Origin of the sequence: Psychrobacter piscatorii (genome assembly GCF_001444505.1) — a bacterium.
GTDB lineage: Bacteria > Pseudomonadota > Gammaproteobacteria > Pseudomonadales > Moraxellaceae > Psychrobacter > Psychrobacter piscatorii_B.
In genome coordinates, this window is the sequence record NZ_LNDJ01000096.1 from 1 (window position 1) to 22,115 (window position 22,115).

Genomic DNA, 22,115 nt, shown 5'->3' on the forward strand with positions numbered 1-22,115 from the left:
AATAGATCTCTTGCAAAAGTACCAGTTTATTGACTGCCACTGACGGAGTTACAAGGGCTAGAAATGACTTATGCAAGAAGTCTAATATATGTGCTTACTATGAATTTTGATGATTATAATTTTATTTCTCAAGTTAATGGTATGAATAAAAACATTGAGATAGATAATAGGAATTTAAATATTGATAGGTTTAATAGTATATATGAAAGTGATATTTGCAAAGAGGTTCAGGTTAGTATAGTAGAGGCTGCAATGATTAAATACTTTCAACCTAAGTATAATAAAATATATAAAGATAACTTTCCTAATAAGAGTTATAAAATTTTAGAAGATGTTTTTGCTCTTGATTTTACGGGAGTTATAGTGAATATTAACTCTGATAATTTGTATTGTCGTTTGTTTTCCGAAGTTGTTGAACCTTCAGAGAATCATTCTTGCGTATTTGATTTGTCTAACGAAGATAAAAGACAAGGTTTTTTTGAAGCGTTTTATAATACAAAATAGATTACTTTAATTTGAATAGTCTACTGTCCGCGTAAGAGTTTATAAATTTAAATGCTTTAACCTATGCTTGTAAACTAGTAAAAATGCTTTTTTATACGCTATTATTACTATAATTATCTGTATGAACGTAAGGAACACCATGAACCATCTCACAGTTGGACAACGCGCGCCTTTAAGTAACCTTGCTATTGGAGCCTTTCCTAAAAAGTGTGTAACTGCTTATAATCCACTAACAGGAGAATAAGCAATGACTAACCAATCTGACATCAAGAAACTGGCTGAGCAAATGGCCAGCAGCATGAAAAGCTTCGATGACATCAAAGACTTTCAGAGGCAGCTCATGCAATCTTTTATCGACACCGCACTTGAAGCCGAGATGGAAGATCATCTCGGTTACCCCAAGCATGAGAAAGCCGATAAACCTAATAAGCGCAACGGGCACACTAAAAAGACCGTCCGCAGTGACACAGGCGAGCTTGAGATCTCCACCCCCAGAGACCGCGACAGTAGCTTTGAGCCTGTACTTGTCAGTAAGCATCAAACCCGTATTTCAGGTCTTGATGACAAAATCATCAGCTTTTACGCCAAAGGTCAAACCACTACTGAGATTGTCGAAACCATCAAGGACATCTACGACGTCGACATCTCAAGCAGCTTGGTTTCCAGAGTCACTGACAACATCTTGGATGACATCACCGCTTGGCAGAACCGGCCACTGAGCAGTGTTTATCCTATCGTCTACTTAGACTGCATTGTCGTCAAAGTTCGTCAGGACAAGCAGATCATCAACAAAGCTATCTATCTGGCCTTAGGCGTTGCTCTTGATGGTAAAAAAGAGCTGCTTGGCATGTGGCTATCAGAGAACGAGGGCGCTAAATTCTGGCTTGGTGTTCTCACTGAGCTACAAAACCGCGGGGTTCAAGATATTCTTATTGCCTGTGTAGACGGCCTAAAAGGCTTCCCTGATGCCATCAATACGGTCTACCCTAACGCTCAGGTTCAGCTGTGTATCGTGCATATGGTGCGCTATTCGATGAAGTTCGTACCTTGGACGGACAAGAAGGCCGTAGCAGCTGATTTAAAGGCCATCTACGGTGCTGATACACTTGAGATGGCAGAGGCCAACCTTGAGCACTTTGATGAAGTATGGGGCAAAGAGTACCCGCATGTCATCAAGTCTTGGCGCAATAACTGGGAGGGCTTAACGGTGTTCTTTGAGTATCCGAAAGACATCAGAAAAGTGATTTATACCACCAATGCGATAGAGTCGCTAAACAGTGTGATTCGGACGGCAGTGAATAAGCGTAAGGTGTTCCCATCTGATCAGGCAGCATTCAAGGTAGTATATCTGGCAACCCAGCAGGCCTCTAAAAAGTGGTCGATGCCCATCCGTAACTGGACGTCTGCTTTAAATCGCTTTATGATTATGTTTGATGATCGTATCAGTAAGCATTTAATCTAAAGGGCAGTTACACAGAATTCGGGATGGTCTCTGCTATTGATGACACTGCACCCATCACGCTTAAATTCACCCGCCAAAGTTCGATAGAGATGGATATCAGCTTCTTATATTAATTTAATTCAAAACCTAAAAAACCGCCACAGCAAACACTATGGCGGTTTTTTATTACTCAAAATATCTTAACTGCTAAGATGTCTACAACGCCCACAGCGACTGATATTGCTCGTCGGTTAAGGTCACGATATCGATTTCGGCTAGCATCTCGCGTAGCTCTTGCCACTTATCTGCATCGGGCTTGATTGGTGTAATCAATCTGCCCAATGTATTATCAATGATCGCATCCATCAGCACATCGGCTTCGGTTTTACTATAGTTATAATACATACGGTGAGCAGTCTCTGGATCATTTTTACACAGCTCAGTCATCTGGTTGGTCACTTGGATAAAGGTATCTATCGCGTCCTTTTTTGCGCTATAGATCTCATCCGTCGTGAGGATTTCTAACGCCGAAAAGTTCGGATAAGGTGACAGATGCTGATCGATAAACGTAAAGTCTAGCCCTTCATGAGTCGCTTCAACGCCTTCAAAGTTATAAAAGCACAGCCATGCACCATCGAGACTTGGGTCTTCTTGCAGGTTTTTTATATGATAGAAGTCCTTTTGCACAAAGCTCACATTGTCACGGCTGATACTAAAGCCATTTTTTTTGGCATAGCGGGCTAATATCTCAAAGCCAATACGATTGGTCTTTTCTTCAGCCGACGGGGTACAAATGCGAATCGGCTGATTGTTCTTGAGCTTATCCATGCTGGATTGCTGCATCAATATGCCGCCATCGGTCTCAAAAAAACAGCCAAGCGCACGCAGATTAGGCGCGTAATGCTCAAACAGATGAATTGGCTCATTCACATGCAGATCGATGCTTTGATTTTGCAATTCAGCAAAGCCATCATAGTGGTCATCAGGCTCAATGATGGTGATATCTAGCCCTGCCTGCTCATACGCACCTGTGGTCACACCCGCGATAAAGGGCAGGTGATCAGGGTTTAAGAACCATTCGAGGGTAAGGGTCAATTTGGTGGTTGACTGCATGGTTGTTTCCTTTTTAATGATAGAAAACAATCAGACTGATGCTGTTTAAACAAAACAAAAAAGGCAAAACAAGAAAGGCAAAATCTCAACATGTAAGGCGCTATCAGATCAGCGCGTCAGGTAGAGGTTTCTCTTATTCATAGACTGCTTAGGGTCTGTCATGCTTGTTTCCTACGTCAGTGCTAACTGCTTCAGGTTCACGGGTGTGTCTCAGCGATGGTTTTAACAATCGTTACAAGGTTAAAAGCAAAGCACCCCGACAAGATTGAGTAGTGCTGCATTATTTTTGATCAGTACTGCTAATGGCTATTATCGATGGCTACTGCATCATCATAGACGACTTGTAAGCGGTGATGCAAGCGTATCAGGAATGACAATGAAAGGTGATGACTGACGCTCGTTAACCGCCCTTTATAACAGTTCTCATTTGTGACGGCTTTTTATAAGCGCTTTTAATCTTATAAGCGCTTTCAATCGACGTGTTAATAGAAGAGCGCAGTATTTGCCATTGGTACTTACCCAATCACTAACCAACGATACTGATCGATAGCAAAAAGCTTGTATAAATGGGCTTGTACAATTTTTGGTGATATTGCATGCTTGGTTATTCATACAAGTAGCCATGTAAATACTTTTGATGGCTACCAAAATCATTCACCGCACCGTCCATCGACATCACTTATATGACCCATAATAAAAAAGCGTTTTATCATAGGCCTAAGACCAACCAATCCAGAAGTCCAATGATACGCTGGACCTTTGTGACGCTTGGCTGGGTATTTTTTATTTTAGGTATTATTGGGATATTACTGCCCGTCATGCCGACTGCGCCTTTTATATTACTGGCGGCAGGGTGCTGGGCGCGTAGCTCGCGGCGCTTTCATTTTTGGCTAATCAATCACAAATACTTCGGCAAATACGTCCGTGATTGGGAAGAAAATCATGCCGTGCCGCTTTATGCTAAGTGGCTTGCGACCATCATGATGGCGATATCGACTGCCATGTTGTTTTATCGTCTGCCCGCTGATATGACATGGGCGGCATGGCTGGTAGCACTGGTCTGTAGCGGGGTTGCCGTCTATTTGTTTCGTCTGCCAAATGCCAAATAAAGTCGCCAATATATAGGGCAATAGTTAAGTCCAGTTACATAAAACCTGAGATAAGGCTTGCGATACTAGGATGTTCCCCCTATAATACATCCAAGCTTAAGAGCAGTTCTGCACCAAATCATTACCTCGTAGTATTAGTTATAATCCTTCGTTTTAATATTTATCGTTCAGTAGCTATTTGCAAGCGTTATCGGTCTATTAGACCACAAATAAATTAAATATCAGGGTTATGACTATGTCAGACGTTCAAAAAGGTACAGTTAAGTGGTTCAACGAAGCTAAAGGTTTTGGTTTTATTGCTCCAGAAAACGGCGCAGACGTTTTCGCTCATTACAGCGAAATCTCAGGCTCAGGTTTCAAAACTTTGGCTGAAGGCCAAGAAGTTGAGTTCACTGTAACTCAAGGCCAAAAAGGCCCACAAGCACATAACATCGTTGCTATCTAATTTGTCTTTATAGACAGATAGATGAAAAGATGTAAAAAAGCGAACCTTCGGGTTCGTTTTTTTTCGTCTGTGATTTGGTATTAAATGAAACGACAGATATAAAAATGCCTCCGACTATATGGATAGTTAGAGGCATTTTTGTACTGGGTACTGAGGTAAGTAAATAAGCGTGAGCAATTGACTTATTATATAAAGCTAATACCGATATTGATCAGACCACCGCCCAGTATTAACCAGCCAAACATCACCGCTCCTAAAATCAAAGGTTTAACGCCCGCTTGCTTAATCGCGCTTAGATGAGTAGTCAAACCTAGCGCAAACATCGCCATCGTCAGCAATATGTCATCTAGCATAACCATGCTTTGCTCGATACTTTTAGACATTGGTATCCAAGTATGCAATAAGACAATAGCGATAAAAATAAACGCAAACCATGGCACCTTGACTTGCTTGACGCGGGTCATAAATGGCGCTGCCTCGTTTTTACTGTCCTCATCGTCTATAGCGGCATTATCTACGGGGCGATCTTTGGTTAGCGCAAATGATAATACGAGCAAAAAAGGCGCGAGCATCATAACGCGTATCATCTTAGTCACGACAGCGGTATCGCCAATCTCAGTATTGATTGCATTGCCTGCGACCACGACTTGCGCCACCTCATGTACGGTTGAGCCCGTGTACATGCCATACTGCTCGGCACTGAGCCAAGGCCGTAACCAACCAAGCTGATATAAAAAAGGGTAGAGCAGCATCGCAATAGTACCAAATACCACGACCGTTGCCACAGCAATGGTGACTTTGTGGGCTTGCGCGTTGACCACTGGCTCTGCGGCGATGACGGCAGCAGCACCGCAAATACTTGCGCCCGAGCCAATCAAAATGACCGTTTCTTTATCGACTTTTAACCATTTAGTACCTAACCAATAGGTCAGCATAAAGGTCGTCGTCAATACGAGTGCATCGGTCATAATCGCTGGCATACCGACGCTCGCCACTTGCGTCATAGTCAGCTTAAACCCATAAAACATAATCGCGAGGCGTAAAATCTGACCCTTAGCAAAGCAAACGCCGCCGTTTAGACGCTCAGTGAAATTGGGATAAATGGTATTACCCAATATCATACCCAGCAAGATCGCGAGCGTTAAAGAGGATAAGCCAACGATACGCCCGTTTGACCACATATTCAAACTCGTGTTTAACCATAAGCAAAACAAACCACCGATCAGTACCACAGCCAAACCCGCCAAGTGGCGTTGGCTTGGAATGTAGTTACTCACTGAGCGACTGACTGATTTGGCTAGTGTATGCATAAGAGGCATATCCTATTACTGATATTAAAATAAGCATAAGCTTATGAGTAGACAGTATAAGCTGACTATATTTATAATAAAAACAGATTAATAAGATATAAACTATCGATATTTTAGGTTAGTGTTTACGGTAGAAATAGATATACCGCGCATGAGTAGCAAAAAAAGACATGTATAGCGAATAAGACAGACTAAAAAATGACATAAGGCATCATCAATAACATGAAAAAATCTGTACAGACATTGCCAAAGATTACACTTAAGCAGCTCGCTGTTTTTGTCAGTATTTACCAGACAGGTAGCACCAGCCGTGCCAGTGAAGAGATGCACCTGTCACAGTCAGCGGTCAGTAGCGCACTGACAGAGCTTGAGTCTAGATTACAGATGCCATTGTTTGAGCGCGTCGGTCGCAGGCTTAATCAGCATCCCAATGCCCATCCTATTTATATACAGGCACAGGCTATCTTGGGGCAATCGCTCACGCTTGAACATTATCACCAATATCAGGCGGGGCAGATACATATCGGGGCGAGTACCACGATTGGCAATTATGTGCTGCCATCATTGCTTGGTAAGTTATATGAGGCGCTACCAGATGCCAATGTCGATATGTATATTGCCAATACTCAGGAGGTGGTGAGTGAGGTTGAGCAGCTCAATATCGATATTGCTTTAGTAGAAGGGATGCCGCGTCCGATAGACATGAAAGCCATTGAGCAGCGCGAATGGCGAACGGATACGCTGATGATATTTGCCAAACGTGATAGTAAATGGTTAAAGAACGTCTCTACCTATAGCCAAGATAAGGGCTGCTATCAGCTGACTATTAATCAGCTAGCACAGTTGCCGCTACTCGTACGTGAGGCAGGGTCGGGCACACGGCAGATTATCGATGAGCAGTTGCTAAAGTATCTACCCAATGCAGAAGTGGTAAAGGCCATACACCAATCAGAAGCCATCAAACATATGGTGAGTGCAGACATTGGTCTTGGCTGCCTATCACAGCACGTGATTGAGTCAGAGCTTGCAACAGATAAGCTGGTGCAAGTAAGCGTTGCAGGAATCGATCTATCGCGGACATGGTGGCTGGTCTGGCACAAAGCCCGTCATCAAAGCCCCATTTGGCAGACGTTTATAGATATTATCCAACAAGATTAACTGAGGTAATGTCAAAATATAAGGAATAAAAAAGCGCCGTATCAATCATGATAGGGCGCTTTTGGTTAACTAATAATTCCATATAGCCAAAGCAAATTACTACGTCGAAACCGGTTTATCAAGCCTTACTACAAAGCTGTCGCAAGGCACGTTAGGCAAGATATTATCTGCTGTCGCGCCACTGATCCATGCGGCAATGCCCGTGCGCTTATGGCGACCAATTACCAACAGATCGACGTCGTGTTTATGACAGTAGCTGACAATACCTTCACTGCTAGAGATAGCGGTAGTGACTTCTGACGTTGCCGCATTGAGCTGGTTGCGTTCAAGGAATTGTGCCAGTTTTGCCCGTGCTTCTTGGCAGCGTTCGTCATCAATCTCATCATAAAGACTTGACGCAGGCACCAGCTCGTAGCCGAAGCCCACCATGGTATCTTTGACAATATGTAGTACAGACAACTTAGAACCGGGACGGTTTTCAACGATGCGCTTGGCCTTTTGCGCGACGATATCCGCATCAGAGAGTAAGTCGGTGACCAGTAAAATATGTTCGTAACTCATAACGTCTTCCTCATGTCAGATAGTATTTACTATAGCACTACTATAGAGCGCTGTTAAGTAATGCTTGTCTATCTTTGTGACATAGACTTCGATATAGAACAACACCCGAGTGCAGCGCTAACAAATAACAGGTTAACTCGAATGTTGAGCCAGACCCCTTATTCTGATACTGGCTCATCAAGCTTGACGACTAGGCTGTCGCAAGGGACGTTTGGCAAGATACTATCGGCTGTTGCACCGACTAACCAAGCAGCGATACCGTGTCGTTCATGACGCCCAATGATGAGTAAGTCGACCTTTTTTTCATGACAGTAGTCAACAATACCTTTACTGTTAGAAATGGCAGCTGTCACCTCAGAGTTGACTGCTTCTAGCTCGTTACGTGCCAAAAACTGCGCCAGCTTAGCTCGCGCTTTTTGCCATTTTTCATTATGGACATCGCCTGATAGGCTAGAGGAAGGTACTAATTCATACCCAAAGCGCACCATATCGTCTTCCACAATATGCAGGACAGACAGTCTGGCCTTAGGAGAGCCTGCTAGTATACGTTTGGTTTTTAGAGCAACCTTGTCTGCATCGGATAATAAGTCAGTAACCAGTAAAACGTGTTGGTAGCTCATGAGGTGCTCCTATTGGTAGTGAACTTCATGGTAGCAGTGCAAACGGTCTCTGTTAAGCGATATGACCATCATTTGAATGTGGCTTTTGTTGGAATTGTGTTTGGTCATCAAGATATCAATGTTGACTACGCTATAGAGTATTGCCTGATTGCTGACTTGACTTATCAACGACCAAACCCCACTAATAGCGCTAAGCCAATTCTTTTTTAGCCAATATAGCCAATATAAATACCTGCATAATTGAGTTCAAAAGCCAGTATTGGGTTTTAGCATTCAGTTTTTTCAGAGATTGTAAGTCAAAATGTTTTAATAGCCATTTTTACGACTAATAGTTCAATAATTTTCACCACTCTATTTACCCTGATAGTCAGGGCACACGATACGCATTGTAAGCGATAAGGATAACTATGACTGATACCCCATTTACTGCTGATCTCACGTTGCATCCAGCATTTGAGCTGATTGAGCATCGCCATATTGAGGCGCTATCGATGGATGTGCTGATCAGTCAGCATGTGAAGACAGGCGCGATGCACTATCATTTAGCGCACCCAAGCGATGAAAATGCGTTTTTGGTGGGTTTTCGTACTCAGCCGATGGACTCAAAAGGCGAGGCGCATATTTTGGAGCATGTGGCATTGTGTGGCTCTAAAAAATTCCCAGTACGTGACCCGTTCTTTTCGATGATTAAACGTTCATTGAATACGTTTATGAATGCGATGACCGCAGCTGATTGGACGGCGTATCCGTATGCCACGCAAAACAAAAATGACTATTTTAATTTGCTTGCTGTGTACCTTGATGCGTCGTTTTTTCCCAATATCCACTCGCTTGATTTTGCGCAAGAAGGCATCCGCGTAGAGCTGGACGAAAACGATAAGCCACAGTTTAAAGGTATCGTCTTTAACGAGATGAAGGGGGCGATGAGTGGCGAGATTGATCAGCTTTATCATACAGTTGCGCATCATCTATTCCCAACGACGACTTATCACTATAATTCAGGTGGCGATCCTGCTCAGATTCCTGACTTAACGCATACTGAGCTGACAGCTTTTCATGAGAGTCACTATCACCCATCGAATAGTGTCATCATGAGTTTTGGTAATATTCCTGTTGCTGAGACGCAAGCTAAAATACACGAAGATGCTTTGATTCAATTCGAAGCAGGTAAAAAACACGTCTCGCGTCCAGAGCAGCGTTTGTCTGCACCTATTAGTGCAGTTGACACGTACACTGCTGATGAAGCCGGTCCAGATCAGACCCATCACGTGGTCGCTTGGTTGTTGCCGTCGATCACTGATCCTAAGCAGCGTTTGGCATTACGTTTGCTCGAAGGCGTACTGATTGAGCATTCAGGCTCGCCACTACGTGCTTATTTGGACAGCCATCCACTGGGCAAAGCGCCAAGTCCGCTATTAGGGCTGGATGACAGTCATTATGAAATGGTCTTTTATACGGGACTGCGCGGCTCTAACCCAGAGCATGCCGAAGCGGTCGAGCAGGGCATCATTGATCTGCTGACTGAGGTGGCAAGCGCGCCAGTTGATGACGAAACGATTGAGACCATTCTGCATCAGATTGAAATTGATCAGCGTCACATCGGCGGTGATAGCATTCCTTATGGTCTAAACCTGATGTTAGAGGGCTTTAGTACTGCCATTCATGATGGTAACCCTATCGATGTGTGGGAAGTGGATGAGCATCTACAGTGGTTGCGCGAGCAAGTGGTCGATCCGCAGTGGCTACCGAACTTAATCAAAACGCATCTGCTGGACAATCAGCACCGTGTACGCGTGACCATGACGCCAGATAGCGAAAAATCAGCGCGCCTTGCTGCAGCAGAGCAAGTGCGTCTAGATACCATTGAGATGGATCTGACTGCTGATGACAAAGCTATTTTAAAGCAACAAGCATTAGATCTGGCCGCACGCCAAGCCGCGCCTGATGATTTGAGCTTATTGCCAAAGGTAGGTCTAGAAGACGTACCAACCGATATTAGCTTTAAAGAAGGCACCCAAAAGCAGGTGCGTCTGAGCGGGCAAGATAGTACGCTATTTGAATATGAAGCGGGCACCAATGGTATCTATTACTATCAGGTGATCGTACCGCTCACTGAAGCCATTGGCAATCAGGACACCAGCAGTTTGCCTGTGAACGAGGTGATCAATCATCCATTGCTACCGATTTATTTAAGCCTACTATCAGAGCTGGGTACTGACTCGATGAGTGCTCATGAGATGCAGGCCAAGCAAGCCGCGCATTCTTCGGGTGTGACCGCGCGTATCAGCCAGCGTACCCACGTGGATGATAGTCAATCGATTAGCAGCTACTTTGTCGTGGCAACGCGCGCGCTCAACCGCAAACCTGAAGCGATTGATTTGCTCAAAGAAGTGATGGAACACAGCATCTTTACTGAGCATGATCGCATCAAAGAAATCTTGCAGCAGCGTCAAGCCAGCTGGCAATCTAATTTGGCAGGTTCTGGTCACTCATATGCAATGCAAACCGCCAGTCGCGGTATGAGTCGTCAAGCGCAGCTAGAATATGTGCGTAGTGGTTTACCAGCACTAAACGCACTAAAAGCGTTCTTGGGTCATGCCAGTACTGATGATGCACAGTGGGATACATTGGCAACGAGCTTGATGGACTTGCATCAACGTTTGATCAGCTTACCTAAGCATGCCGTCATCATTTGTGAAGCCGAGCAAACGGAACGCTTGAGTGGCTTAATCGTCGATAGTTGGAAAGATAGCCAAGCACCACAAGCTGCTGAGAATGTAATCAACACTGAAGCTAACATTCCAAGTGAGTTTGCAAATCTGCATTTAGACACTGCTCTAAATGGTGAAAAAGACGCAGTCAAAGCGAGCGAGCATGGGGTTGCTCTTGATGTTGCCCATTTAGCGTGGTTAGTACCGACCAACGTTTACCATAATGCCAGCGCTTATACGGTACCAGCGGCTGACCATCCTGATACTGCGGCACTCATGGTATTAGCGCCTTACCTACGTAATGGCTACTTGCACAGTGCCATTCGTGAGCGCGGCGGTGCCTATGGCGGCGGTGCGGGCTATGACGCCAATGCATGTGCGTTTAAATTCTTTAGTTACCGCGATCCGCAGTGCGCTGAAACCTTTGAGCATTTTGAGGCCAGTATCGAGTGGATCTTAAACGAGCCACAAACCGATGAGCAATTAGAAGAAGCCATTTTGGGTATTATATCCGGTATGGATAAACCGGGCTCGCCTGCAGGAGAAGCGATTAAGGCGTGCTTTGCCAACTTGCATCATCGCGGTGCTGACTGGCAACGTAAAATGCGCGCCGCTATCCTAGCCGTGACTATCGATGACTTGCAGCGTGTTGCCAAGCAATATCTGCAAGGTCAAAACCATGTACGTGCCGTGTTAGCACCTTATGATAAAGAAGAGACGGTGAAAGGTCTTGGTTTTGAAGTATGTAGAATTAAGAGCTAAGACAATTAGGTTTGTTCTTTATTAAAAGTTAAATATAAAAAGCCAAGCATGATGCTTGGCTTTTTTGTATGTAGTATTTGCTTAGTACCGTTTGATACTCAAATCTTTGCCGATTTTGTCTTGATGGATCGGGAATTCTGACAACTCGTTATACTGCTTACGATCAGAAAAATAGTTTTTTAAGGTAAGGCGAATGGCCTCAAAGGCGAGCGTATCCCATGGAATATCTTCTTCACTAAATAGCGCACAATCAAGGCTTTCTGAGCCAATACCGTACGCACCATCTTTTAGATCGGCGAGATAAATAGAGTAGATCTGCCCAATATCTGGTAGGTCATAAATGCAGTATAGATGCGGATTCAGTACGATAGCATCAGCTTCTTCGTAGCTCTCGCGTGCGGCGCCTTCAGCCATGGTTTCGCCGTTTTCCATAAAACCTGCAGGTATCGTCCATAGCCCATATTGCGGCTCGATCGCTCGGCGGCACAGTAGGACTCTGTCTTCGTGTACGACTAGCGAACCACAAATAACCTTTGGGTTTTCGTAGTGGATATAGTGACAATTGGGGCACACCAAGCGCGGCATATTATCTGTAGGTGGGATTTTTCGTTCTGCTTTATGACCGCATTGGAGACAATAGCTCATACCAACTACCTTTATTAGTAAATATTGTATGTCCAATTATCTTAAAAGTTTTTTTGCCGCTCTGATGTTTGCTTTTGTATACAGCAGCGATAGTGACAAATACTTTTGAGGATATCCTTTTACTTTTAACGAAAAAGTTATTTTATTTAATTTTTATGATTACAACGAAAACGCTCTGACAGCGCATTTTAATTGCCATCAAAGCGTTCTTATATTATCGAGTATATCCTACATAGGAATGAGGTCATAGCAATTAGGTCATAGCAATTAGGTTTTTATTTTGAGCATTTGTGTGCGTAGTCCACCAGCTACCGACGCAGAGATAGGAATCAATGGCGTTACAGTGGCTTGAAAGTCATGATAAAGATCTTCGCGCGTCGGATATATGACCGTACTTAAGTTGCCATCTGCATCTACCTCATGACGCCAGCCCCCGTGCTCAAGATCAATCAAAGTACTGGCAATATAATCCCAAGCTAAGCGGTAGTAATACTCAAAGCGCGGATCATCCGTACGGCGCGATAGCATTAGTGCGGTATTAGCCATCTCAGCCTGTACCCAGTAAGGACGGTTTGGTATTGAAATCTCATCATTCCAGCCAATGGTATAAACCATGCCGGGCTGACCGTCAGGTGCCCAGCCACGATCGATAGTGCTATCAAATAATGCGATGGCATCAGGTAGCAGCCAATCAGGTACGTCATAATCATGCGCGATACAAGCAGACTCAACCTTGAGCAGCAGTCCTGCCCATTCTGCAAAGTGACCAGGTGTGAGTCCCCAAGGACGCAGGTCATCAGAAGGTTCATTCGCATCGTAGTTGTGCAACAGATTCCACTCACTATCAAAATGTTCAGGTAGGCGACCATCGTAAGTACTAGGCATATCATGACCGAAGCGCTTGGCTAAGTGTAGTGCGCGGTCTAGCCAGCGCGTTTCACCCGTGGCATCTACCAGTGCTAAGCAGGCTTCGGTCGTATGCATGTTGCAATTGGCGCCGCGATAATTTTCGGGATCAGCCCAATCAGCGGCAAAAGAAGGCAGCATTGATTGCTCATCTTCTAACCAAAAATGCTGATCAATGATTGTTATTGCAGCCTCCATCAACTCTGTACCGCGCGGGCGACCAGCAATGCTAGCAGACGCGCCAGCAAGCGCGACAAACGCATGCAGATAGGCGTTTTTGCGTGATGGGTTTTCATGAGTTGAGGAAGCATCACTGAACCAACCGCCATGTACCGAGTCGCGCAATGGGCCATCGAGCAACGCATCTAGGCCATGGTCAGCAAGTGTTGCTGCACCTGGTATACCCATTAGTGCCGCTAGCGCATAGCAATGCACCATCCTCGCAGTGATGATGCTCTTTGCTGTGTCATCTACCATGCTCCCATCATGACCCAAAGTAGCAAACCCTGATGGCACGCGCGCTTTGGCATCAAGTAGACGCTGTCCTTCAGCAAGCAACCAGCGGCGATGAGTACTGCTATCTGCCCAACAGACAGATAGCAGGTCAGAGGAGTCAGGAGAATCCATGATATCAGCCATTGGTGATCATGCCTCCGTTTATGTGCAAGGTCTGACCAGTCACAAAGCTACTGTCTTGGCAAGCAAGAAATACATAGGCAGCGCCCATCTCGCGTGGCTGACCCATACGCCCCATTGGTGAGGACATCGATTCTAAAATATCTTTATCAAAGTCTTTAAATACCAGTTGAATCTCGCTCACCACAGGACCCGGTGCTACCTGATTAACGCGAATACCGCGACTAAGTAGTTGTCGCGATAACGCGCGAGTGTAGCCAACGATAGCGCCTTTGGTTGCGGTGTACGGCACCAATACATCATTGCCGACATACGCATTAACGGAGGTGGTATTGATGATGCTATCGCCTTCTTTCATATGCTCAAGGGCGGCGCGGGTTACATAAAACATTCCTGCCATATTGACATCAAAATGCTGTTGCCAGTCTTTATCACTGACTTCAGACAAATCATGATACGGCTTTTGCATACCAGCATTGTTGACTAGCACATCAATGCCACCCCATTGTGCCACGACCGCCTCGACTGCCTCTTTGCAACTACTACTATTTGCTGTATCACCCTGCAATACCAACGCGTCTGCGCCTTCTGCTTCAATACCTTTACGCGTCTCATTTGCGCTCTCTTCGTCAGAGTGATAAAGGATGGCAACTTTGGCACCCTCACGTGCCATATGAAAAGCCACTGCGCGACCGATACCACTGTCTCCGCCAGTGATTAAAACGCGCTTATCAGCCAGTTTTCCTGAGCCTTTATAGTTATCATTGATATATTCAGCAGGTGGCATCATGTTGTCGATTTGGTCTGTCATAATCTGTATCCTTTGTTCTTTTGAGGTATTGTTTATTGTTATTACAGCAATCCTATGACGCTGGCATCAGTATTTTTATAGTGCTATTTTAGGATGTCCGCCTCATAGTCTTGCTAGCAGCCATCATAATGCCCAAATGCATTTTTTGAAATATTACTCGGTTAATGTTTGGTAATTTAAAGATGCAGTTATGATACTTATTATCATTGATAAGTACCAAGCAAAAAGGATATTGAGAAAATCTTAATTAATAAAACGATCACCGTCTGAAACAGACAGTATGAGATATTGAGTGATTTAGAAAGGTGTAAAGACGCGGCAAAAAAATAGACATTTAGTTGAAAGGCTCACTTGGATAGAGGCTCAGTCTATATAACAAAGCTTATACACAAGCGGTAAGCCGGTTTATATTTATCATGGTGACCACATATATGTATAACAGTCAGCTGATGCATCAATAAATCGCACTTTGTCGGAAATAGCGTAAATATGAGATACATCTACAAAAGCGATAATCTGATTAATAAAAAAGGCTGCCATACTAGCGACAGGTTATCCTGTTATGCTGGTATCGGTATTTTCATGAGTAATATGGAAATGACCACTCATAGGATTTGATAATGACCGTACCCGAAAAAATTGATTTTTTTAATAAGTTTAGCGTCGCTGTCCCAAGCTTTATTCGTCATCCCACACTTAGAAAACTGGCCGAGCGAGTACAACACGAGACATTGAATGCGCTCACGAGTCCAGCGATGTACGAGAGTGGCAACACCTCACAAAGTACGCGTATTTTGGACAGCTTATATCAGACACCCATTGCTGATGCATCGATATTGGTCGCGATCACTCATGAACGTAAACCAAAAATATTATTGACGCGCCGAGCCGCTCATATGAACAGCCATGCGGGAGAGGTCTCCTGTGTAGGCGGCAAACACGAGATAGGTGATGGCAACAACGTCGTGACCGCATTACGTGAAGCTTGTGAAGAGACGGCGCTGCCACCTAATAAAGTGCAATTACTGGGACAACTACCGATCCAAACGTCCAAAAGCGGTATGAGTGTACGTCCAATTGTCGCGCTCATCGCCCCAGGTCTAATATTAGTTCCTGAAGTGGGAGAGATATCGCGTATCTTTTGGGCGGATTTAGAGTCGTTAGTCAACCAGCCAACGGTGGAGTATGCGGTAGAATATAAAATGCAAGAACAAACCGCGACCATATTGACGCCGAGTTGGCAAGTGGATGGTGAGACGGTGTGGGGACTGACAGGGCGCGTCATTGCCAGTTTGCTAGAAACTGGGTTTGATCGTCAGCTAGAATGGTATTACCGCGTAGAAAACAAACGCTGATAGATATCATCTACTTATAATAATCATCGTTCTTTTTAAGCCACCAATTCATATTGTCTTGGCGCTTGGCACGAAATGCTTCTAATTTTTGGGCAACCGTTGCATTGTGCTGCCGTGCAGTATCAAGCGCAAAAAGTATCGGCACTGAAGACAATACGCCAAAGCGTATCTTTGATTTTGGTAAAGCTAAGCCGTCACCAATGTCATCACCGACTAAGGTGCGTGTCACACTGGCATTGACCATCTCCACAAAGCGTCCACGTCGATTGTCTTCGCCCATCAACTGACGCGGTAGATCATGCAAGGCTTTTGCCAGTGGCTGCCCCGTCTTAAAGTCTAGCTGCTGTATTGATAAGTAGGTATACAGCCATTCCCAGCTAGCCGCTTCATCTTTTGGCAGACGCTCTAAATCAACGCCCATCCAGTAGCTGGCAAGATTCCATAAGTGCAAAATACCTTCAGCTTCCTCAGGGCTAATACGAGCGCCGAGCAGGCGTAGGCCACGCATAATTAACAACGAGAACTGTAAATGGGTGGCAATCATGTCAGTTTGGTTAATCGGCACGCCCCAATAATCGGTATTCCAGCTACCATCAGGATTGTGATGTTGCTCGGCGTTTGGTATCACGCCTGTAGCAGCATTGCCTTTACCTTTGAGTAATTTTTGCCGTACCAATGTATGAATCTGACGTACTTTGATGGATTGTCGCCAGCCCTCAGAGCCAATCGCCAATACTTGATCGATAGGTTGAGAGTGATTGCGCATGCCCATATCTGATTGTGGATGCTCAGACACCGCCAAGATATAGGCATAGGTACGCATGAGCCGTGGTAGCGCATCGTGCATCAACGCGCCCGTCTGAATGAGTGGTAGTGATAGGGCTGGGATGCTATAACCTGCCATCAGCGCGACATTACGCAGTAGCCAAATGAGCATCAGTGGATAGCGTCGATAGGCGACCGCACCGATTTGAGCGAGTTTGGGATCGAACCAATCAGGATGACTGCTAAATTGCTCGTTTAGTGCATTAAATGAGGCGTTAGTTGCGAGATCGCTATTTAGGTCTAGACCATCGCCGCCGCTGATAATCTGTTGTAGGGGCTTTGCAAAGCGGATATTGTTAGCGGCCAAATCATCTGTGAGTGGATCGCCAATATCGTAGCCGGCGACTATCTCCTCTAGTAGCGCAGGCGAGATAGCAAAATCTTTTGGCAGTAGATATCGCTTAATCCGCTTTAACACTTGCAAATCACTATGGTCATCGATAGCAGTCGTACGCCCATGACGCAAATACAACGCTGTTGATGGATGCTGCGTCTTATTGGTGGGAATATTTGCAGTATTGCTGATTTTCTTATCCATATGATCAAACACCTTTATGAGTCAGCTATAAAACAACATTCGTATCGTAAGAGCGATCCATAACCATCACTTATAAGCGTTAATTGATGGACTCAATGACTCTCGTTGTCTTTGTATCGTACTGATACGAGATTTTAGGTCATATATTTCATCAGATAAGAACGGTAGTCTTACACGCGCGTCTTTCGCACTAACGATAGGGGAGGCATGATGTATTGGATATTCTCGTCTGCCGACATGACAATTATTGCTAATGCTACAGCGGGTTCATTAACAATAATCAACCTTGGCTGAATACACATTTTTCATTAAAAGGTTTTGCAGATAATAAAAAGCGACTTATAAGCTAATAGGCTCATAAGTCGCTCGTTTTGCTATTAATGAGAGCGAGTCAAATCGACTGATGTGCCGCTGACATTATCTTTCAAGCTCACTTTGAGCATGATGTAACCTGCGATACCAGAAACGATAGAACCCATGATGATACCCAAGCGCTCATCAAACATAGTGGTGTCGCCAGCGAATGCCAAGCCACCGATGAATAAACTCATGGTAAAACCAACACCGCACAATAGCGCTGCGCCGTAGATTTGCTTATAGTTCATACCTTTTGGCATGGTTGAGATACCAAGCTTAAAGATTAACCAGCACATAATCATGACGCCCAACTGCTTACCGATAAACAGACCTGCGGCAATACCTAGTGGTACTGAATGGAATAATTCAGCAAGACCTGCGCCTTCGAGTGAGATACCCGAGTTGGCAAAAGCGAATATTGGCAAAATACCAAAGGCGACGGTGTTATGTAGGTCATGCTCTAGCTCTTCAAGCGGAGAGTGCTCAGGATCAGTGCGGTCAAACATAGGAATAAATAGTGCTAAGACCACACCGGCCAATGTTGCATGGATACCCGATTTGAGCACTGCAATCCACATGATAATACCAATAAGTAGATAAGGCGTGATGCTAGTGACGTTACGACGATTAAGAAGGTACAAGAATGGCAGACATAGTCCAGCCAAAGCTAACGACTCTAGTGACAACTCACTGGTATAAAACAAAGCGATGATTAGAATCGCACCGATATCATCAAAGATAGCAATAGAGACCAAAAAGACTTTTAGAGAGTTGGGTACACGGTTGCCAAGAAGGCTCAAAATACCAAGCGCAAAAGCAATATCTGTTGCCGCAGGAATGGCCCAACCTTTCCAAAACTCAGGCTCATTGTAGTTAAAGAGTAGATAAACAATCGCAGGCATGATCATACCGCCCAGTGCTGCACCAGCTGGTAGGATAATCTGCTTGACGTTAGACAACTCACCAATCAATACTTCACGCTTGAGCTCAAGCCCGACCAAGAAAAAGAAAACGGCCATTAGACCATCATTGATCCAGTGGTGAGCATCTTTGGCAATGGCAAACTCACCAATTTGAATGGCAACTGGTGCGTGAATAAAACCTTCGTACCAAACATTAAGAGGGGAGTTGGCAATGATCATTGCAGCAACGGCAGCCAATGCTAAGACGATACCGCCTGCTGCCTCAAATTCAAAAAATGCCTTAATCCTTCGTATTGCCATATTATCCTCATCTCCTAAGTACAATTTACTAAATAATCTCAAATATCCACGCTACTATTCATGACGATATAGCAAGCAGACAAAAACAGTTTCTCACACTCTTATTAATATAGACAATAAAATACGCTGAAATAACGCCATTAGCCCATTATATCGTCTCAATGATAGTGACATTATAAAGGCGCTGCGATGAGCAAAATAGTTGTAAGTCGTTAAATCTTTTTAACAAACTGTCCGTTATATGAGAGATTTGGAACACTATTGGCTAAATCTAGCAGACTTTGTGACGTTTTTGGCTTTTTTTGCGGTTTTATATCTATAATGATCGACGCATTATGACGTTATCTCATGTCTTAAGAAGTTTTCAGGGAATTTATCGTCTCATCACTACTATTATCAACAATAGCTATTACCAACGATAGTAGTGTCATTAGTAAGTTTTTAGCCTAGTATCTGAGGCTTTCTTTTCTTTTATCACCATATTTTGTAGGTCAGTATTATGGACTTAACCTTTTCACTAGAGATTATTTTGATGCTTGCGGCTGTCGCAGCATTGGCAGGATTTATTGATGCGATTGCTGGCGGCGGCGGTCTGTTGACCATACCTGCCATGCTACTGGCCAATATCCCGCCAGTGCTCACGCTTGGCACCAATAAGCTACAAGCTGCTTCTGGCGCATTGGCCGCATCCATTACCATGATAAAAAAGGGCGTCGTCAAACCGCAGCGTATTAAAGTGGCTATTATTGCCGCGTTTATCGGTTCAGTCTTGGGTACCATTGCGGTGCAGATGTCACCACCTGATTTGCTCGAAAAACTGATTCCTTTTTTGATTGCCGCTATCGGTATTTATACCTTATTTGCCCCTAGGCTTGGTGAGGTAGAGGCCGCTCCCCGCATATCAGAGGGTAAGTGGCAAAAAGGGGTGGCACCTTTGATTGGTTTTTATGATGGGTATATTGGACCCGGCACAGGGATGTTTTTTGCGCTGGGTAATGTGGCATTGCGTGGTCGTCAGATTATTGAAGCGACAGGCACCGCAAAAGTGTTGAACCTATCGACCAATATTGGTTCATTGATATTCTTTATCTTGGGTGGCAATGTATTGTGGAAGGTGGGGCTGGCAATGATGGTAGGCCAGACTATCGGTGCGTACTTTGGCTCACATATGGTGGTCAAAGGGGGGAGTAAGCTGATTCGTCCGATGATTGTGCTGGTGTGTCTAGCGATGTTGACCAAATATGTGTTTGGCTAAATGAGAGTAACCAAACACGTTATCCAACAAAAAACCTCAGCCAATGTGACTGAGGTTTTTTATTTTATGAACGTCTATCTAGCAGAGATGATTAGTGGCGACGATCAACGTCATCGTACTCACTACCCATGATGCCATCATTCATGACTTTAGAGAATTCACGCTCGTTGTCTTCATCGATATGACCATCGAACACGTCTTTAGCACCAGCGTTAGGATCGTTGTATAGCGCCAGATCCATTTTACCTTCTGATTTTGCTACGATAGCAGTCACTGCCGCATCACCACCAACGTTGACCGCCGTACGCAGCATATCTAGGATACGATCCACACCCAAGATCAGACCGATACCTTCGATAGGCAGACCGACCTGAGCAAATACCATAGACAGCATGATCAAGCCGACACCAGGGACACCAGCCGTACCGACAGAGGCCAGTACTGACATCAAGATAACGGTTAGATATTCGGTCACGCCCAAATCAATACCATAAATATTGGCAATAAAGATGGTCGCTGTCCCTTGCATGATGGCTGTACCATCCATGTTGATGGTGGCACCAAAAGGAACGGTAAACGAAGCAACTGAGTTATTCACACCCATACGCTTAGTAACGGTACGCAAGGTAATCGGAATGGTCGCGTTTGAGCTTGACGTACTAAATGCAAAGATTTGTACTTCGCGCATTTTTGCCAAAAAGGTCTTGATAGATAGACCTGAAGAGACTTTTAGTACAATCATCATAGTAACGAAGAAATGGAAGACCAAAGACCCAACCAATACTGCCATATAGCTTAGCAGTGACAAAATTAACTCAAAGCCTAGCTCAGACATCGCCTTGGCTAACAGCGCAAATACACCATAAGGGGCTAGGTTCATAATGATGGTCACCATCTTCAAGATGACTTCATTGATAAGCTCTAGACTTTGAACCAAGCCTTTGGCAGGTTTACCCACCATCAAAATACTGATACCGATTAGAATGGCAAAGAAAATAATCGATAGCATGTCGCCATTTGCCATCGCACTGATGGGATTTGATGGGATAATGTTTGAGAACACATCAAGCAGTGGCGGCGCTGATGCGGCTTCAAACGTGGCTTCAGATTCGATATTCATGCCTTTACCGATACCAAATAGCACACCCAATCCAATCGCCGTTGCAATAGCAAGCGCGGTTGTCATCATATAGATCATAAATGTTTTGGTACCAATACGTCCTAGCAGACGGATATCACCAATGCCACACACACCGCAAATCAGTGAGATAAGTACTAAAGGTACGACCAACATTTTTAGCGAGTTAACAAATAGCTTGCCGATAATAGCAAAGGCACCATTTGTGATGTAAGTATTAACGAAGCTGCCTTCGCCATTCAATCCTGAGTAGTTTAAAAATAGACCCAGTATGATACCGAGCACCATGGCAACGATAATCTTGCCTGTCAGTCCCATATTTTTCCACATATCCATATCCTTTGTGTGCATAACAGCGCTATAGTCAGCGTCACCCAAATCTATGTGACCGTGTTTGCCAATCTAACTATAATGCGTGTTATGACTATTAAGTTCTTGTGATTGTCGCTTGATGTCACATTTTCGAGGACAATATAAAAGAATAGTTAAGGGCACTGCAAGATTTTTTTTATCATTTTATTCCAAGAGAACAATCCCTGTCACAACTATGTGCCCATAAAATAGTGATGATTTATTGTAAACGGTTTGTTTCTGATATGAAACAATATATTCATGAAAGAGTTTTTAGGGTAAATGGATATATCAAACTATTGATATTAAACCAGTGTTATCACTTTTATGTCATAAAATAC

General features: G+C 44.3%; 18 protein-coding genes and 1 riboswitch. Of the genes, 8 read left to right on the forward strand and 10 right to left on the reverse strand.

Translation table 11 applies throughout. The features are described from left to right. Positions 1-99 precede the first annotated feature (99 nt). A complete protein-coding gene (locus AS194_RS10340; protein WP_152978633.1) occupies positions 100-504 on the forward strand; it encodes a hypothetical protein in 405 nt (134 codons plus the stop codon). Between the two features lie 247 nt (positions 505-751). Next, a complete protein-coding gene (locus tag AS194_RS10345) occupies positions 752-1,966 on the forward strand; it encodes an IS256 family transposase (RefSeq protein WP_058025439.1) in 1,215 nt (404 codons plus the stop codon). Positions 1,967-2,161: 195 nt separating this feature from the next. Here AS194_RS10345 and AS194_RS10350 read toward each other — a convergent pair whose 3' ends face one another. Beyond that, a complete protein-coding gene (locus AS194_RS10350; protein WP_058025440.1) occupies positions 2,162-3,058 on the reverse strand; it encodes an ABC transporter substrate-binding protein in 897 nt (298 codons plus the stop codon). Positions 3,059-3,209: 151 nt separating this feature from the next. Continuing rightward, a riboswitch (TPP riboswitch) is annotated at positions 3,210-3,327 on the reverse strand. A gap of 414 nt (positions 3,328-3,741) precedes the next feature. Between AS194_RS10350 and AS194_RS10355 the strand changes: the two genes are divergently transcribed. Both AS194_RS10355 and AS194_RS10360 read left to right on the forward strand, forming a co-directional pair. Further along, positions 3,742-4,167, forward strand: a complete 426-nt coding sequence (locus AS194_RS10355; protein ID WP_058025441.1) for a YbaN family protein — start codon at positions 3,742-3,744, stop codon at positions 4,165-4,167. Between the two features lie 235 nt (positions 4,168-4,402). Beyond that, positions 4,403-4,612: a cold-shock protein gene (locus tag AS194_RS10360; RefSeq protein ID WP_025644841.1), complete on the forward strand. Its 210-nt coding sequence runs from the start codon at positions 4,403-4,405 to the stop codon at positions 4,610-4,612. Between the two features lie 185 nt (positions 4,613-4,797). On the opposite strand, the gene AS194_RS10365 is transcribed toward AS194_RS10360, so the two are convergent. Further along, positions 4,798-5,922, reverse strand: coding sequence for a YeiH family protein (locus AS194_RS10365; RefSeq protein ID WP_058025442.1), 1,125 nt, complete (start codon positions 5,920-5,922; stop codon positions 4,798-4,800). Between the two features lie 222 nt (positions 5,923-6,144). Here AS194_RS10365 and AS194_RS10370 point away from each other — a divergent pair, with 222 nt between their 5' ends. Next, the gene (locus AS194_RS10370) at positions 6,145-7,080 is read left to right on the forward strand and encodes a LysR substrate-binding domain-containing protein (RefSeq protein ID WP_058025443.1); all 936 of its coding nucleotides are present in this window, start codon (positions 6,145-6,147) and stop codon (positions 7,078-7,080) included. Positions 7,081-7,179: 99 nt separating this feature from the next. Here the strand turns inward: AS194_RS10370 and AS194_RS10375 are convergent, their stop codons facing one another. Together AS194_RS10375 and AS194_RS10380 are read right to left on the reverse strand one after the other, a co-directional pair. Continuing rightward, positions 7,180-7,641, reverse strand: a complete 462-nt coding sequence (locus AS194_RS10375) for a universal stress protein (protein ID WP_058025444.1) — start codon at positions 7,639-7,641, stop codon at positions 7,180-7,182. A gap of 158 nt (positions 7,642-7,799) precedes the next feature. After that, positions 7,800-8,261 (reverse strand): universal stress protein, encoded by a 462-nt coding sequence (locus AS194_RS10380; RefSeq protein WP_058025445.1) that lies wholly within the window; start codon positions 8,259-8,261, stop codon positions 7,800-7,802. 407 nt (positions 8,262-8,668) lie between these two features. Between AS194_RS10380 and AS194_RS10390 the strand changes: the two genes are divergently transcribed. Beyond that, positions 8,669-11,734: an insulinase family protein gene (locus AS194_RS10390; protein ID WP_058025447.1), complete on the forward strand. Its 3,066-nt coding sequence runs from the start codon at positions 8,669-8,671 to the stop codon at positions 11,732-11,734. An 81-nt stretch (positions 11,735-11,815) separates the two neighbouring features. Here the strand turns inward: AS194_RS10390 and AS194_RS10395 are convergent, their stop codons facing one another. The 3 genes from AS194_RS10395 to AS194_RS10405 all read right to left on the reverse strand — a co-directional run bounded on the left by AS194_RS10395 (position 11,816) and on the right by AS194_RS10405 (position 14,732). Continuing rightward, entirely contained in the window at positions 11,816-12,379 is a 564-nt protein-coding gene (locus AS194_RS10395; RefSeq protein ID WP_058025448.1) for an NUDIX hydrolase, read from the reverse strand. Positions 12,380-12,646: 267 nt separating this feature from the next. Next, on the reverse strand, positions 12,647-13,912 hold the full coding sequence (locus AS194_RS10400; protein WP_058025498.1) for an AGE family epimerase/isomerase: 1,266 nt from the start codon (positions 13,910-13,912) through the stop codon (positions 12,647-12,649). Between the two features lie 4 nt (positions 13,913-13,916). Continuing rightward, the gene (locus tag AS194_RS10405) at positions 13,917-14,732 is read right to left on the reverse strand and encodes an SDR family oxidoreductase (protein ID WP_058025449.1); all 816 of its coding nucleotides are present in this window, start codon (positions 14,730-14,732) and stop codon (positions 13,917-13,919) included. 620 nt (positions 14,733-15,352) lie between these two features. Between AS194_RS10405 and AS194_RS10410 the strand changes: the two genes are divergently transcribed. Then, positions 15,353-16,087: an NUDIX hydrolase gene (locus AS194_RS10410; protein WP_058025450.1), complete on the forward strand. Its 735-nt coding sequence runs from the start codon at positions 15,353-15,355 to the stop codon at positions 16,085-16,087. Between the two features lie 10 nt (positions 16,088-16,097). Here AS194_RS10410 and AS194_RS10415 read toward each other — a convergent pair whose 3' ends face one another. Continuing rightward, a complete protein-coding gene (locus tag AS194_RS10415) occupies positions 16,098-17,450 on the reverse strand; it encodes an oxygenase MpaB family protein (RefSeq protein WP_058025451.1) in 1,353 nt (450 codons plus the stop codon). A 377-nt stretch (positions 17,451-17,827) separates the two neighbouring features. Further along, a complete protein-coding gene (nhaA, locus tag AS194_RS10420) occupies positions 17,828-19,030 on the reverse strand; it encodes a Na+/H+ antiporter NhaA (protein ID WP_058025452.1) in 1,203 nt (400 codons plus the stop codon). A gap of 499 nt (positions 19,031-19,529) precedes the next feature. On the opposite strand from nhaA, the gene AS194_RS10425 reads away from it, so the two are divergent. Continuing rightward, on the forward strand, positions 19,530-20,285 hold the full coding sequence (locus tag AS194_RS10425; protein WP_058025453.1) for a TSUP family transporter: 756 nt from the start codon (positions 19,530-19,532) through the stop codon (positions 20,283-20,285). A 91-nt stretch (positions 20,286-20,376) separates the two neighbouring features. Here AS194_RS10425 and AS194_RS10430 read toward each other — a convergent pair whose 3' ends face one another. Next, positions 20,377-21,753, reverse strand: coding sequence for a dicarboxylate/amino acid:cation symporter (locus tag AS194_RS10430; RefSeq protein WP_058025454.1), 1,377 nt, complete (start codon positions 21,751-21,753; stop codon positions 20,377-20,379). Positions 21,754-22,115 lie beyond the last annotated feature (362 nt).